This window comes from Hymenobacter roseosalivarius DSM 11622, from assembly GCF_900176135.1.
GTDB lineage: Bacteria > Bacteroidota > Bacteroidia > Cytophagales > Hymenobacteraceae > Hymenobacter > Hymenobacter roseosalivarius.
On record NZ_FWWW01000076.1, the window covers coordinates 45929 to 59154 of the forward strand.

At 57.8% G+C, this 13226-nt stretch carries 12 protein-coding genes; 6 read left to right on the top strand and 6 right to left on the bottom strand.

Annotated features, from left to right (window positions below):
* Window positions 1–52: 52 nt before the first annotated feature.
* Window positions 53–1432: a D-alanyl-D-alanine carboxypeptidase/D-alanyl-D-alanine-endopeptidase gene (locus tag B9A24_RS13635; RefSeq protein WP_084446576.1), complete on the top strand. Its 1380-nt coding sequence runs from the start codon at window positions 53–55 to the stop codon at window positions 1430–1432.
* A gap of 500 nt (window positions 1433–1932) precedes the next feature.
* Here the strand turns inward: B9A24_RS13635 and B9A24_RS13640 are convergent, their stop codons facing one another.
* Both B9A24_RS13640 and B9A24_RS13645 read right to left on the bottom strand, forming a co-directional pair.
* Window positions 1933–2418: a YdeI/OmpD-associated family protein gene (locus B9A24_RS13640; RefSeq protein ID WP_084446577.1), complete on the bottom strand. Its 486-nt coding sequence runs from the start codon at window positions 2416–2418 to the stop codon at window positions 1933–1935.
* Between the two features lie 41 nt (window positions 2419–2459).
* On the bottom strand, window positions 2460–3404 hold the full coding sequence (locus tag B9A24_RS13645; RefSeq protein WP_084446578.1) for a glycosyltransferase: 945 nt from the start codon (window positions 3402–3404) through the stop codon (window positions 2460–2462).
* 196 nt (window positions 3405–3600) lie between these two features.
* On the opposite strand from B9A24_RS13645, the gene B9A24_RS13650 reads away from it, so the two are divergent.
* A complete protein-coding gene (locus tag B9A24_RS13650) occupies window positions 3601–6030 on the top strand; it encodes a glycoside hydrolase family 31 protein (protein ID WP_234997271.1) in 2430 nt (809 codons plus the stop codon).
* Window positions 6031–6094: 64 nt separating this feature from the next.
* Here B9A24_RS13650 and B9A24_RS13655 read toward each other — a convergent pair whose 3' ends face one another.
* From B9A24_RS13655 to B9A24_RS13670, 4 genes are all read right to left on the bottom strand, one after another.
* A complete protein-coding gene (locus B9A24_RS13655) occupies window positions 6095–7201 on the bottom strand; it encodes an esterase/lipase family protein (RefSeq protein WP_143434939.1) in 1107 nt (368 codons plus the stop codon).
* Entirely contained in the window at window positions 7198–8148 is a 951-nt protein-coding gene (locus B9A24_RS13660) for a T9SS type A sorting domain-containing protein (RefSeq protein ID WP_159452047.1), read from the bottom strand. The genes B9A24_RS13655 and B9A24_RS13660 overlap by 4 nt, the downstream gene beginning before the upstream one ends.
* 168 nt (window positions 8149–8316) lie before the next feature.
* A complete protein-coding gene (locus tag B9A24_RS13665; RefSeq protein ID WP_084446581.1) occupies window positions 8317–9159 on the bottom strand; it encodes a rhomboid family intramembrane serine protease in 843 nt (280 codons plus the stop codon).
* A gap of 19 nt (window positions 9160–9178) precedes the next feature.
* A complete protein-coding gene (locus B9A24_RS13670; RefSeq protein WP_084446582.1) occupies window positions 9179–10000 on the bottom strand; it encodes a hypothetical protein in 822 nt (273 codons plus the stop codon).
* A gap of 139 nt (window positions 10001–10139) precedes the next feature.
* On the opposite strand from B9A24_RS13670, the gene B9A24_RS13675 reads away from it, so the two are divergent.
* From B9A24_RS13675 to B9A24_RS13690, 4 genes are all read left to right on the top strand, one after another.
* Window positions 10140–10463, top strand: coding sequence for a hypothetical protein (locus B9A24_RS13675; protein ID WP_084446583.1), 324 nt, complete (start codon window positions 10140–10142; stop codon window positions 10461–10463).
* A gap of 49 nt (window positions 10464–10512) precedes the next feature.
* Window positions 10513–10836 (top strand): hypothetical protein, encoded by a 324-nt coding sequence (locus B9A24_RS13680; RefSeq protein ID WP_084446584.1) that lies wholly within the window; start codon window positions 10513–10515, stop codon window positions 10834–10836.
* A gap of 110 nt (window positions 10837–10946) precedes the next feature.
* On the top strand, window positions 10947–12248 hold the full coding sequence (locus tag B9A24_RS13685; RefSeq protein ID WP_084446585.1) for a serine hydrolase: 1302 nt from the start codon (window positions 10947–10949) through the stop codon (window positions 12246–12248).
* A 276-nt stretch (window positions 12249–12524) separates the two neighbouring features.
* On the top strand, window positions 12525–13172 hold the full coding sequence (locus B9A24_RS13690; protein WP_084446586.1) for a M15 family metallopeptidase: 648 nt from the start codon (window positions 12525–12527) through the stop codon (window positions 13170–13172).
* The last annotated feature ends 54 nt before the right edge of the window (window positions 13173–13226 follow it).

Consider the following 13226-nt stretch of genomic DNA (forward strand, 5'->3'; position numbering starts at 1 on the left):
CTTCCTTTTCGACTTTATTCTGTGCATATTGCGGTAATAACTACTCCGCGCGATGTCGCCTTACTTCCGTTTGCTCGCTTTCTTGATTTTGCTGTTGCTGCCCCTTAGTGCCGCTGCGCCGCGCTACGGCTCCCTCAGCAACGACGATGAGGAGGCCGAAATGAGCGTCAACCGGGGGAAAGGGCCGCGCTGGCTGAATAAAATGGTGACGGAATCGGCCGTGCTACGCCAGCATCAGGTTGGCATCAGTATTACGGAGGTAGAAACCGGGGAAAAGCTGTACGAGCTGAATGCCGACCGCTATTTCACGCCCGCCAGCAACATGAAGCTGTTCAGCTTCTATGCCGGTCTGCACCTGCTCGGCGACTCGCTGCCCAGCCTACGCTACGTCGTGCGCCACGACTCGCTGCTATTCTGGGGCACCGGCGACCCTACCCTGCTCCACGGCGACGTGCCCTCGCGCCGGGCCTTCGATTTCCTGCAAAAACGGCCCGAAAAGCTTTTTTATCGCGAAATGCCAATGACCGAAGCTTCGTTTGGGCCGGGCTGGGGCTGGGACGACTACAATTATTACTACCAGCCCGAGCGCTCGGCTTTCCCGGTGTACGGCAATGTTATCCGCTTTTACGCGGGGCCCAATAAGCGCCCCGCCGTGCGCCCGCGCTTTTTCAATCCCGTGGTAAAGGAGGCCCCCGCTGGCTTTCCTCACCCCGCCGACGACCACGTACGCCGCGAACTGACCGACAACCACTTTGTTTACTTCGTGTCGCCCAAAAAATGGATTGACGAGACGCCTTTCCGGCCCAGCTCACAGCTGGTACTTCAGCTGCTCCAGGATACGCTGCGGCGGCCCGTGCTGAATGCCCCCTGGCATTCGGTGCGCCCCCAAGAGGCGGTGCGTACCCTGGCTGGCCTGCCCGTCGATTCGCTGTACCGGCGGATGCTGCAAGTGAGCGACAACCTGCTGGCCGAGCAGCTATTGCTCATGTGCTCCGCTCGTCTCCGCTCCGACTCGCTGAGCACTCAAACCGTTATTCGGGCCGTACAGGCGCAGTTTCTGCAAAACCTACCCGACGCCCCGCGCTGGGTAGATGGCTCCGGCCTCTCGCGTAAGAATCTGGTTACGCCCCGCACGCTCTCGGCGCTGCTGCTCAAGCTGCACCAGGAAGTGCCAGAGCCACGTCTGCTGAGCTTGTTGGCGGCCGGCGGCGGCCACGGCACCCTGCGCCGCGTGTACCGCGACGCGTCCGGCCCGTGGTTTTGGGGCAAAACCGGTACGCTCAGCAACAACCATAACGTATGTGGCTACCTGCGCACCCGCAGGGGGCATTTATTAGCCGTGAGCTTCATGAATAACAACCATGTGGTAGAGACTATCGTGGTGCGGCAGGAAATGGAACGGGTACTAAAAGAGGTGCGCGAACGGATGTAGGGGCGCGTTACACGCGCCCACCAGCCAGGGCGGGGTGGTGCCACAACTTTTTCTGTCGTGGTACCACTATCGTTGACCCGAAGGACAGCGAAGCTAACGAGGTAGCTGGGGGGCTTTTTTACTAAAACCGCAGCCGCTACCTCAACCACCGCCACGCAAGCAACGTCAGCAACGATAATGGTGCCACGACGAAAAAAATCGTGGCACCACGCCGTTCTATAGAGCTTATACCGACTACTGGTTTAAGCGTTTTGAGGCCTGAGCAGTTAGTGAGTTCAAGTCATTTTCAAGGCCGGTTTCGGGCAGTTTCAAGCCCCTAAGCAAACGACAGACAACAGTTCAAATCTTATAATCCCGCAGTCGGTATAAGCTCTAATACGTATGAATAATCTAAAAGCTGGCGAATCCACTTATACAAAGTGAAACCAGAAAGCGCCGGTCATCTGACCGGCGCTTTCTGGTTATTGTGAAGTCAAGCACCAACTATTTATTAGCAGCACCTACCGAAACCGCCGCCCGATTTTAATCCGCTCCACGGCCTCGCTTACGCGCTCGGCGCGGGTTTCGTATTTTTTGGCGCGCGTTATCCACTGGGCGTATTCTTTGCGCTGGGCGTAGGCCAGCTGCTCAAACTTGGCGAGCAAGCCATTTTGCACTAAGGACCGCGTTAGCTCCTCCGGGATGTCCAAGGGGCTTTCTTCGGTATCGGGGGCGAGCACGATGTGCACAGTTTGGCCCCAGGTTTTATCAATAGCATTGCGGATTTGCTTATGCACGGTCAGCGTGTGCTCTCCGTCGGGGCTGGGCTGCAAGGGCAGGCGAAACGGAAAGCCGTCGATAGTGCCGCGCACATGCAGGGTCCCGCGCTGCCCATATATTTCCTCCACATTGAAAGGAACGGTCAGAAACACGCCGCCATCTGAGCGGTGAAGCTCAAGCTGGGCGTCGAAAGTTTGTTCGGGGGCAGTAGGAGAAGGAGTTGTCATCAGTCAATTTTTTGACAAAGAAACAACGCTGCCGGCTACTACTAGCTTTGGTGGATAGAGCGCAGCGCCGTGGTCAGAGCTTCCTCATCGTGGGCCGGAACCACTTGGATGCGATCTGCGGCTACAGAATAAGCACTTTGCAGGCGCTGAGCCAAGGTTTCATTAGCGGCAAGAACCAGCGTAGCCCGGCGAAGCGCCAGCCGCTCCAGCTCCAAAATCCAGCCGCGGTCGTCGAGCGAATCGCGGTCCAGTGCCAGCGAATGGACGTGTAGCACCAGCGGCCGCCCGGTAAGCTGCCGGATTTCGAGGCCCGCCAACCACACATGCCACTCGGGGGCGTAGATCACGCCGAACTCTTCGCGCAGCGCCAGACGCGTGGCAAAGCGCGTGTACTGAATAATCTGAAAATTAAGGTCGCCGGGAGCTTCGGGCAGCGCCGTCAGCAGATTGCGCAGGGTAGCACGCTCAGCCGTAAACTCGATGGAGGGCAAATATTCTGGTTGAATAGGCGCGCCCGGCTTATCCAGCGTCAGATTATTGCCGGGGTGGTCAAGGTCATGGGCCTCGTCGGCCCCAGGCTCTGAGGCTTCAACTGCTTGATCATCAGCTAGAAGGAGGTCTGGGGGGCTATTCTCGGGCAGATAACCCGTTTTGTTCAGATCCGTTTCGCTTAGGCCAGCTTGCCCGTTTTCCTGATCTGCGGTCTCTGTTGGCGTAGCTCCTATATAGGGCGCGGCCGGCGCCTGCCAGGCACCGACCGCACGCACTGGCTGTAGCTCGTCCAGGTCCGCTAGGGTTAAGGAATCGAGGCTCGTGATGCGTGCGTTGGAGAGCTGACCCTCGGGCAGGTGCGACAGAATAGCCGTCAGGGTAGTCTGGGAAGCTAAGGCTTGCAACAGCGACAACGAATCGGGCTGCCCCGAGTAGTTGACTTGCGTTGTCTCATCCCAGCCTAACAGCAATACCTTGAGATTGGGATTTTCCATGGGGAAGGGACGATGACGAGAAAAAAATGGTCAGCAAAAAAAGCCCTGTATTAGCGCTACGGTCGTGTTTTACGGAATCTGCTCCTAAGGTTAGCTAATTTTCGCGGTAATCAGTTTTACCTTGCATACTTCTGCGAAAAAAACATTCCGGCGCTGCCGGTATTTTTTTTGCTCATCTCAACTGCCGCTTTCGCTCATGGCTGATCTCATTCAGGAAAATAATTACATGGTGAACGACCTGGCTACCAGGGGGAAACAAGAGTTTTCTCCCGGCCAGATCGTTTCGTGTCAGCAATCAAATCACGACTTTCTCTTCACCTGCGACAACGGCGTGCAGCTGTGCCTACAGGTAATTACGGATAAAATACTTCGTTTTCGCTACGCCACAGAAGTTGGTTTCGCGCCCGATTTCAGCTACGCTGTGCCCGCTGATCTGCCGCGCGCCGCACTGGATTTTTTGGAGTTTCGGGAAAAGCCCGACCACTACCGCATCACCACCGACCGGCTGATCTGCACCATTGCCAAGGAAAACCTGGCTACCCGCGTGCTCGACCGCTCCGGCACGGTGCTGTCGGCCGACGAAAAGGGCTTTCACTGGGAGCACGACGATGACACTGGCAACGACACCGTGAAGATGAGCAAGCAGGTGCAGGGCGGTGTACACTACTACGGCCTCGGCGACAAGCCCGACAATATGAACCTGCGCGGCAAGCGCTACACCAACTGGGGTACCGATACCTACGGCTACGTAAAAGGCTCGGACCCGCTGTACAAGAACATCCCGTTTTACCTGGAGCTGCACCAGAAAATCGCCCACGGCATCTTCTTCGATAATACGTTCAAAGCCAGCTTCGACTTTGCTGCCGAGCGCGCCGACGTCACTAGCTTCTGGGCACTGGGGGGCGAAATGAACTACTATTTCCTCTATGGTCCCACGCTCACCGAAGTCACCCAGGAGTACACCCGCCTGACCTGCCCGCCCGAAATGCCCCCCATGTGGGCCCTGGGCTACCACCAGTGCAAGTGGAGCTACTACCCCGAAAGCAATTTCCGGGCTATTGCGGCCGGCTTCCGGGAGCGGCAGATTCCCTGCGATGCGCTCTACTTGGACATTGACTACATGGACGGCTACCGGTGCTTTACCTGGAGCCCCACCCATTTTCCCGACCCCAAAACCATGGTGCTGGAGTTGGCCGCCGATGGCTTCAAAACCGTCGTTATCATCGACCCCGGCATCAAGATTGATCCTGACTATTTGGTTTATACGGAAGGCCTGGCGAATGACTATTTCTGCCGCCGCGCCGACGGGCCGCTGATGCGCGGCTCTGTGTGGCCGGGCCTGTGCAACTTCCCCGACTTCACCCAACCCGACGTGCGCGAGTGGTGGGCCGGCCTGTTCAAAGGTCTGATTCAGGAAGATGGCGTGCGCGGCGTGTGGAATGACATGAACGAGCCGGCCGTGTTCGAGAAAGGTACTTTCCCCGATGATGTGCGCTTCAACTACGATGGCAACCCGGCCTCGCACAAAAAGGCCCACAACATCTACGGTATGCAAATGGCTCGGGCCACGGCCGCAGGCGTCAAGCAGTTCAGCTACCCGAACCGGCCCTTCAGCATCACGCGCAGCACCTACGCCGGCGGGCAGCGCTACTCTTCCGCCTGGACCGGCGACAACATCGCCTCCTGGGAGCACCTCTGGCTGGCTAATATTCAGTGTCAACGCCTGAGTATCAGTGGGTTTTCTTTTGTGGGCTCGGATATTGGTGGCTTCGTGGAAACGCCTGACGGCGAGCTGTACGCCCGCTGGATTGCGCTGGCGGCTTTTCACCCGTTCTTCCGTACCCACTCCAGTGGCGACCACGGCGACCAGGAGCCCTGGTCGTTTGGGGAAGAGGTAACCGATCTGGCGCGCAAGTTTATCAGCCTGCGCTACCAGCTGCTGCCCTACGTGTACACCACGTTCTGGCAGTACGTGCAGCAGGGCACACCCATGCTGCGCCCCATGGCTTTCCTCGACCAGACCGACACGGATACCTACCTGCGCATGGCCGAGTTCAGCCTCGGCGACCATCTGCTGGTGTGCCCTATCACCACCGCCGGCGCCGATGGCCGCTGGATGTACCTGCCCAAAGGCCAGTGGTACTACTGGTGGACCGATGAAGTGCGCACCGGCGGGGCCGAAGTATGGGCCAGCGCCGCCCTCGACCGGATTCCGCTCTTCGTAAAAGCCGGCGCCGTCATTCCCCTCTACCCCATCATGCAGTACGTGGGCGAGAAAGTAGTGGAAGAAATAACCCTGCACGTTTACTACAAAAACGGCACGGAGCACAGCGTTCTTTACGATGATGGCGGCGAAGGCTACGGCTATCAGGAAGGCCACGCCACTACGCGCCGCTTCACCCTCACCGGTACCGATACCACGCTCACGCTCCGCCAGGAAATCGAAGGCGACTACCAGCCTAGTTTCGCTACCTATCGCGTAGTGTTGCATAGCCTGCCCTTCGCTCCGCTGAAAGGCACCGTCGATGCAAAAGCCGCTCCTTTGACGGAAAATGAAGCGGATACAGGTGCTACGCTGCCGCAAACTATTGTGAAGGCCGGCTTTGCTGAAATTGTGATTAAGTAAGTGTTTTACTTTATAAAAAAGCCCCCCAGAATTACTCTGGGGGGCTTTTTGGCAGAGTGGCTCGCTACACCTGCTCCCGCAGATACTGATACACCTCCGGGTTGCTGAGCAGGCCTATATGGCTTTGCTGGGAGAATACGGTAGTTGTCACCATGGAGCCGGCCGGCAGCGCCGGGTCGCCGAAGGTGCGGCCGATGGCGCTGCCGCCACCCACTAGGCCGTCGCCGAAATAGTGGTCGAGGGCGGAGCCCAGGGTTTTGAGCAGAGAGCCGACCAGCACATGGTAGTGCACCCCCGGCAAGGGTGGCACTACGGTGCGGGGGGCAAAAATGTCGTTGGCGCGCGGGTTTTGCCAGTCCTCATCTATTAGCCAGGCATAGCGCAGGTCCTTGATGCCGTTGCTGCGCTGGTCCATAGCTTTGCTGAGGAAGCGCGTAGGAGCCACGTTTATCTTGCGTAGCAGCACAGAAGTCAGGTGGCTGTTTTGCTCCAGAAAAGAGCCATCATTGGGTACGCCCAGCAGGAATACCGACTTCAGAGACGTCACCCACGGAGCTTTCCCCTGACCTTTGCGGGCGCCATAGTAGCCCGCGCTACGAATTACCAGGCCCCCCATGGAGTGGCCCACCAGCACCAGTTCGCCAATAGCTTCGGCGTGAGTCTCAAACAGCTCGCTTAATAACGTGTTGAGCAGCTGGCCGTTCTTCGAAATATGCAGGCCGCTATTGTAGCGTACATAGAGAGACCGTACACCGGCTTCGCGCTGAAGCAATGGCCCGTAGCGCGGCGTATCCGGCATGCCCGACTGCCAGATCATCTCGTCGCCCATGAGACCATGCAGAAACACGACGGTTTTCTGCGACTCACCACTCAGTCGCAAGTCAGCAACGGCGACATCGACCCCGTGCTGACGAAAACTCAGCTGAATGGCCCGGCGGTCCTGGCGCTCGGCCAGCTGGTCGCCGATGGCCCCATTGAGCACGGGCAGCGTAAAATGACGGTACGCCTGACCCGTGCGGTACAGAAAATCCAGACCCGTACCGGGCAAAGCGGCTGCCCGGCGCATAGCCGTTCGGGCCCGCTGCCACCGCGACGATGGTTGCTGTTGGGGCGGCGTGCTATCAGCGGCAGAGTTGAGTGAAGGATTCTCGGGGGGCAATTCTATGGTCACTGAATCACTAATTTGCGGGTTAGCGTGCCTTCCGTCGTGCTCAGGCGTAGTAAATACACGCCCGCGGGTTGGCCCCGCAGACTAATAAGCCGCCCACTAGCGGCGCTGGTGGGTGCCGCACCCTGCCGCAATACTACTCGGCCCGTGGCATCCGAGATGGTAAAAGGAGCAGTAGCGACACCCGGCTTTTGTAAGGAAGCCAGCGAGAAATCGCCGTTGGAGCTGGGATTAGGATACACAACCAGGGCGGCTTCCAGTTGCGGATTACGATCGGCGGTGACGGTGAGGGGCACGGTCACGTCGTCAATAAATAAAGCAGCGGTAGTAGACGGCGTCTGGTTGGTACCGGCGGTGAAAACGATGCGCAATGTGTCGGGCATCACGGCTGAGCCGTAGGTAATAGGTAGGTTGATCAGGGTATACGTGTTTATCCCACCATTCAGGGTGATGCCCGCCTGCCCGATTGCCTGTCCCTCTTTCGAGAGCACCACAGCCGCCTGCCCGGCGTCGGCGGCGACGCCGGTATACTTGTACCAGAATTGCAGCGAGGTGGGGCGGGCCGTGAAGGGAATGCCACCCGGCCGCAGCCGAACGATGTCTTCTTGCGTGCGGGGTAGGTTCGTGGGACTGATTTCGGGGACTTTGGTACCAAGCAGCAGCAGCGCGGGCACAGGGAAAGTGCCCAGGATGGGAATGGTTACGTTGCGAAAGCTCAGTCGGGCCGCAAATGCTCCCGTGCGCGATTCCGTCGATTTCGTGACACCATTCACGGCTATAAACAGGTTGGCCGCTATCTGGTCGGAGGTAATCCACTGGACGGGGCCTTCGGGGCCGTTTTCCCGGTTCCAGGTTTCCAGGGTGCCATTCGCCAGGGTGGTTTGGGCCACAGCCGCGCCCGACCAGCAGATGCCACCAAGTAAAGCGAGCGAGAGTAAAGAAGCCTTCATATAGAAGAAATAAGTTGGAGGTGGGGCAAAGGTGGGAGCAGAGTACATGCCGGTGTAAATGCCGGGTAATAGGTACACTACGTTGCTGAGCGGCTGTTGGGTTGTTGGTCAGCAGCTAATTTGGGCCAGGCCGCCGTGGCTTTCCAAATTTTGGGAAAAATACAGAAATTATTGAACTTTAACAGTGCCCAGTAGCCAGCCGCGCCCTAGCCCCAGCCCAACCAGCGCACCCGTACCTAAGCCGCCTAAGTGCGCCGCGTGATCAATATTACCCCCCAGCCCGCCCACTAGTCCGTTGAGCATAAAGTAGAAGACAAACCACAGCATAGTGCGCCGCTGGGCGCGACTGAAGGGCACCGCGCGCGTTGCGAGTAAAGCCAGCAACAGCCCATACAACCCAAAAATCGCCCCCGATGCTCCCACCGAGTTTACGCCCGCGCTATTCCACCACAAGCTGGCCAGGCTACCCCCGATGCCGCACACCAAAAAGCCCCCCAGCAAGCGCCACCTGCCCAGCAGCGGCTCCAGCAACGACCCCAAAAACAACAGCCCCAGGCCGTTGAGCAGCAAATGCGCTACGCTGCCGTGCAGAAAGCAGCTGGTAAGCAGGCGCCAGGGCTGGCCGTGCAAGGTGAGCGGCGAAAAATTAGACCCCCACATTACCAGCTCCCCTCCACTCGGTGCAAGCGGATCGGCGGCGGTAAATGCCAGCAGCGCGTAAATCACTAGGTTCAGGTCGAGCAGCAGGGGCGTGACGAAGAACGACCCCGCCGGCCACAGCAGCGCCCGCAGGCTCCGCAGCAGGAGGCGGCCGGTGCTTTCGTCGAGGAGTGGGGAGGGTGGCGGAGTGGGCGGGGCGGGCGCCTCCGTGGGCACAAGGCCGCGCCGCTGCAATTCGCGCACGGCGGCCTGCACTACCGCGGGCGGAAAGCGTTGCGCCTGCTGCGCTAGAAAGAAAAGCTCAGCGTCGGTTTTCTGGGTGAATAAGTGGTGGGAGTCGTCGGGGGACATAAGGACAGTAGCCTGATTATCAGCGCGCTACCGTCAGATCGATGTGGCGGGTGGGCTGCTTGCCGCCGCGCAGCTCATACAGCATATCCGCCACCGGGGCCAACGTATTGCGTACTTCTTTATCGAGGGGCGGGCGGCCAAGGGCGTAGTTATCGCGCATTTGCTGCAATGACTGCATGCGCCGGTTGGCTATGTCGTGCATCATATTCACGCGCTCCTGCATGGCCGGACGCAGATTGTGATTGTACACCAATACGCGCGTTAGCTCCCGCCATTGGTCATATACCAGTGTGGTCTTGCCCAGAAACGTGGAATCTATTTTGGCAATTGCTACCTGATCGGCCAGGAATTCTGCTTGATTTTCGGCCTTCCAGAAACGACCCGCCAGAATCAGGTATTTGCCCAGCGGCTTTTTGTCGGTGCGCTCTTTGGTGGGCAAAAGGCTTGGCTCCTGTTTTACTTGCGCGGCGGTTTCGGCGTCAAAGGTCGGTAGCACATTCAGCTCCACCGATTTCAGCTCTATGGGAGCTTTAGGCGCAACGGCAAAAGCAGGCGACGGCCTATAAAACTGATTATACAAAAAGCCCCCCACGACGAGCAGCGCCCCGCCGATGACAGGAGCCAGCCAGCGCCGCTCGGCGGGCTCGTGGTCATAGTCTGTTACAAAGCTTTCAGTATCAGTCAGGTGGGAGCGGGTAGCTGCTCCGCGACGATGCAGCTCTTGCCGCGCCGCCGTCACCACGTCAGCGTGATATAGCTCTGGGTGCTGGAGGAAATAGAGGAGCTCGGTATCGGTTTTCCGGGTAAATAAATCGGTCGTGTTAGCTGGGCTCGATGACATGCGTAAGCTAGATAGCAGGTGAGAAATAGTGAGGATACTAAACTCCCCAAGTTGGCAAAAAAGCACGGCAATGCCACCCCTTTTGAGCCGAACCCGCGTATAGTTTAGCAAGCACTTTTTCGTTCTAACTACTTCCGCTATGGCAAACGACCAAACCCAACCCGACCAACAGCCCACCGATAGCCGCGCGATTCAGCAAGGCACTGTTTCCCAATCCGATCAGCGCCAGCCCGAAGGCCGCCAGGCATCCGGCGACGGCAACGATTCGCTGCGCGGCCTCAACGCCGATGACAACTCCGGCAGCGGCGGCACCGAAGGCGGTCAGGAGATAAAAAGCGAAAACGTGAGTACCAGCACTACCTATGACGCACCCGGCAACGCCGCCGAAGGCGATGTAGGCGGCAGCACAACCAGTAGCGGCACAGGCGTATCGGGTGGCGAGACCGGGCGGGTAAACCTTTAACCTTCAGTGCTGTATTTTCTTATTTCACCCTCAATCTAATTTTAGCATCATGGCAAATCATCCCCAAAATACCGACACCACTTCCGAAGATAGCGGCGCAGGCCGCGTAAGTACTACCAACAGTGGGCAAGACGGCACCTCTATTAACAAAGCCTTCTCCGCCGCCAAAAAAGCCGAGCAAAAAGACGAGAGCCAGCAAGGCGGCCAAAACCCCGACACCACCAGCACCCAGGGCAATATGGGTGACGGTGCCGGCATCCGCGGCGACTACGGCGACAGCGACCAAACCAACGGCATGGAAGGCGAAGACGGTGCTGACATGCGCCGCGCCGCCGAGGCTGGTGACGAAAGCGAAAACTCTGAGAAGCGGTAAAGCTTCTTTTGTTTAGAATAGTAGGGCAAATTTGCCCCCCAGAGGCCCCCATTACTTCCCTGAGCTTCATTTGGTAGGCTGAAAGCACGCTCCCGCGTATCTTCCCAGCTATGAAAACTACCAGATGGTGCCAAAGCAGGTGGTGGGGGCCTTTTTGTGGGGCACTCCTTGGATTGAGTGGGCTAACCAGTCACTCGGCGACAGCCCAAAACGGCAACCCGCTGCGCCGCCTGCTGCACGCCGATACGGCCCGTTTCGGGCGGGTGCTGTGCGCCCCGGAGCAGTACCGCATCCAGATTATTTACACCCAGATAAACCGCGACGCCCAGAATAAGCCGCATTTTCGCTCCTACACCTACGGGGGGGCAAATTTGCGGCGCTACTTCTATCCGGCCAGCACCGTGAAGCTGCCGGCCGCCGTGCTAGCCCTTGAAAAGCTGCGGCAACTGCGGGCTCAGTATCCTGAGCTAACGCCGGAATCGCCCGTGCGCATCGACTCCGCTTTTGCCGGCCAGGCCCGCGTCGTGCGGGATTCTACCAGTCCAACGGGGCGGGCAAGCATGGCGCACTACATTCGGAAAGTGTTGCTGGTGAGCGACAACGACGCTTACAACCGGCTATATGAGTTCTTAGGCCCCGGCCGGCTCAATGCGGAGCTGCGCCGGCGGGGCTACCGCCGGGCACGCCTGCTACATCGCCTTTCCGTCGGGGACCAAGAGCCTGGCTCCCGTCATACTAATCCGATGGTTTTCTTTACTGATTCGGCGCTGCAAACCCCTGTTTATCAGCAGGAAGCAGGTTTTTTTGCGGGCACCTGGCCCCGGCTTGGCCTCAAGGGCGAAAAGCTAGGCCGGGGCTACCTGCAGGGCGACAAGCTGGTAGAGCAGCCACTCGATTTTAGCACCAAAAACTACATTTCCCTGGCTAATTTGCAGGCTGTGCTGCGAGCTGTGCTATTCCCGGAAAGCCTGCCCGCGAAACGCCGCTTTCAACTCGACAAGGCTGATTATCAGCTTTTGAGACAGTATATGTCTATGCTACCGCGGGAAAGCCAGGCTCCGCGCTACGATTCGCTGAAATATCCCGATAACTACGCCAAGTTCTTGTTGACGGGCGGCCCGCCCGGCCCGTTGCCGCCCGGCGTACGCATCTTCAATAAAATCGGGCAGGCTTATGGGTTTCTTATTGACAACGCCTACATTATGGATGAGGCGCGGGGCGTTGAGTTTCTCCTTTCCGCCGTGATTTATACGAATGCGGACGGAATTCTGAACGACGACCGCTACGAGTACGACACTATCGGCTTCCCCTTCCTACGCGACTTGGGTCGGGCAGTGTACCAATACGAACTAGGGCGCTCACGCCGTCACAAGCCCGAATTAAGCCAATTCAACCCCGCTTCCGCTAAATAAGACTCTAGGCAGTTTTATGGTGTCTGCCTAAAATATATTGCTGACAATATGCGGTTTGCTAATCTTTATAGTAATAAGGCCATTTAAACTGACAATTGTATTTATAGAGGAGCTGGCAACAAATATTTCAAATTGGAGTAGACCCTGATACTTTGATTATAGCTGTATTTCCCGCAGGCTGGTTTGGCAGGCGCAGACACTGTAGGTGAAAGTGGCCGCTATATTGCATCAGTATAAGCTCACCTTATTATTTAGGTAAGCCTTTGAGAATTAAAAATGCCCCCCAGCGAGCTGATTTCCAACAATATGCATGGTCTACGTGTCGTCACGACGCCGGACTATTACCACCGGCAGGTGCAGGAAACTCCAGAAAGCGAATTGGTTAATTTGGCGGAATTTATACCCGGCATCATGCTGGATATTCGTTATGCAACCGCCGCTAATTTGCTAGGCCGGCCCTTATATCAGCAGCCCGCCGCGTACTTGCGGCGGCCAGCCGCGACCGCGCTACGGGCCGTGCAAGCCGAATTGGCTACCGTCGGGATAGGCTTAAAAGTGTTCGACGCGTACCGACCTTATAGCGCCACCGTGGCTTTTTACGACCATGTGCGCGACGAAACCTACGCGGCCCCGCCTTGGCGCGGCTCCCGGCATAATCGGGGCTGTGCCGTAGATGTCACCTTGGTAAGTCTGAGTACGGGCGAGTCGCTGATGATGCCCACCGACTTCGACGAACTAACGCCTGCCGCCCACGCTGATTTCTCGCAGGCGCCTATATTGGCTCTTCTTAATCGGGCAGTGCTCCGGGCTGTCATGAGGCGTCATTACTTCCAGCATTGCCCCGATGAGTGGTGGCATTTCGATCATAAATGTTGGGAGGATTACGATTTATTGGATCTGGAATTCGCTGCTTTACAGGCCTGACTTATAGCGGGCACCGGGTGGCAAGCCGGAAAGCAGGTCAGATAAATAGCGGTA

Coding starts and splice junctions, on each gene's coding strand:
- B9A24_RS13680 (WP_084446584.1), top strand. CDS start 10,513: ATGGCAAATCATCCCCAAAATACCGACACCACTTCCGAAGATAGCGGC.
- B9A24_RS13690 (WP_084446586.1), top strand. CDS start 12,525: ATGCCCCCCAGCGAGCTGATTTCCAACAATATGCATGGTCTACGTGTC.
- B9A24_RS13670 (WP_084446582.1), bottom strand. CDS start 10,000: ATGTCATCGAGCCCAGCTAACACGACCGATTTATTTACCCGGAAAACC.
- B9A24_RS13660 (WP_159452047.1), bottom strand. CDS start 8,148: ATGAAGGCTTCTTTACTCTCGCTCGCTTTACTTGGTGGCATCTGCTGG.
- B9A24_RS13665 (WP_084446581.1), bottom strand. CDS start 9,159: ATGTCCCCCGACGACTCCCACCACTTATTCACCCAGAAAACCGACGCT.
- B9A24_RS13635 (WP_084446576.1), top strand. CDS start 53: ATGTCGCCTTACTTCCGTTTGCTCGCTTTCTTGATTTTGCTGTTGCTG.
- B9A24_RS13675 (WP_084446583.1), top strand. CDS start 10,140: ATGGCAAACGACCAAACCCAACCCGACCAACAGCCCACCGATAGCCGC.
- B9A24_RS13685 (WP_084446585.1), top strand. CDS start 10,947: ATGAAAACTACCAGATGGTGCCAAAGCAGGTGGTGGGGGCCTTTTTGT.
- B9A24_RS13650 (WP_234997271.1), top strand. CDS start 3,601: ATGGCTGATCTCATTCAGGAAAATAATTACATGGTGAACGACCTGGCT.
- B9A24_RS13640 (WP_084446577.1), bottom strand. CDS start 2,418: ATGACAACTCCTTCTCCTACTGCCCCCGAACAAACTTTCGACGCCCAG.
- B9A24_RS13645 (WP_084446578.1), bottom strand. CDS start 3,404: ATGGAAAATCCCAATCTCAAGGTATTGCTGTTAGGCTGGGATGAGACA.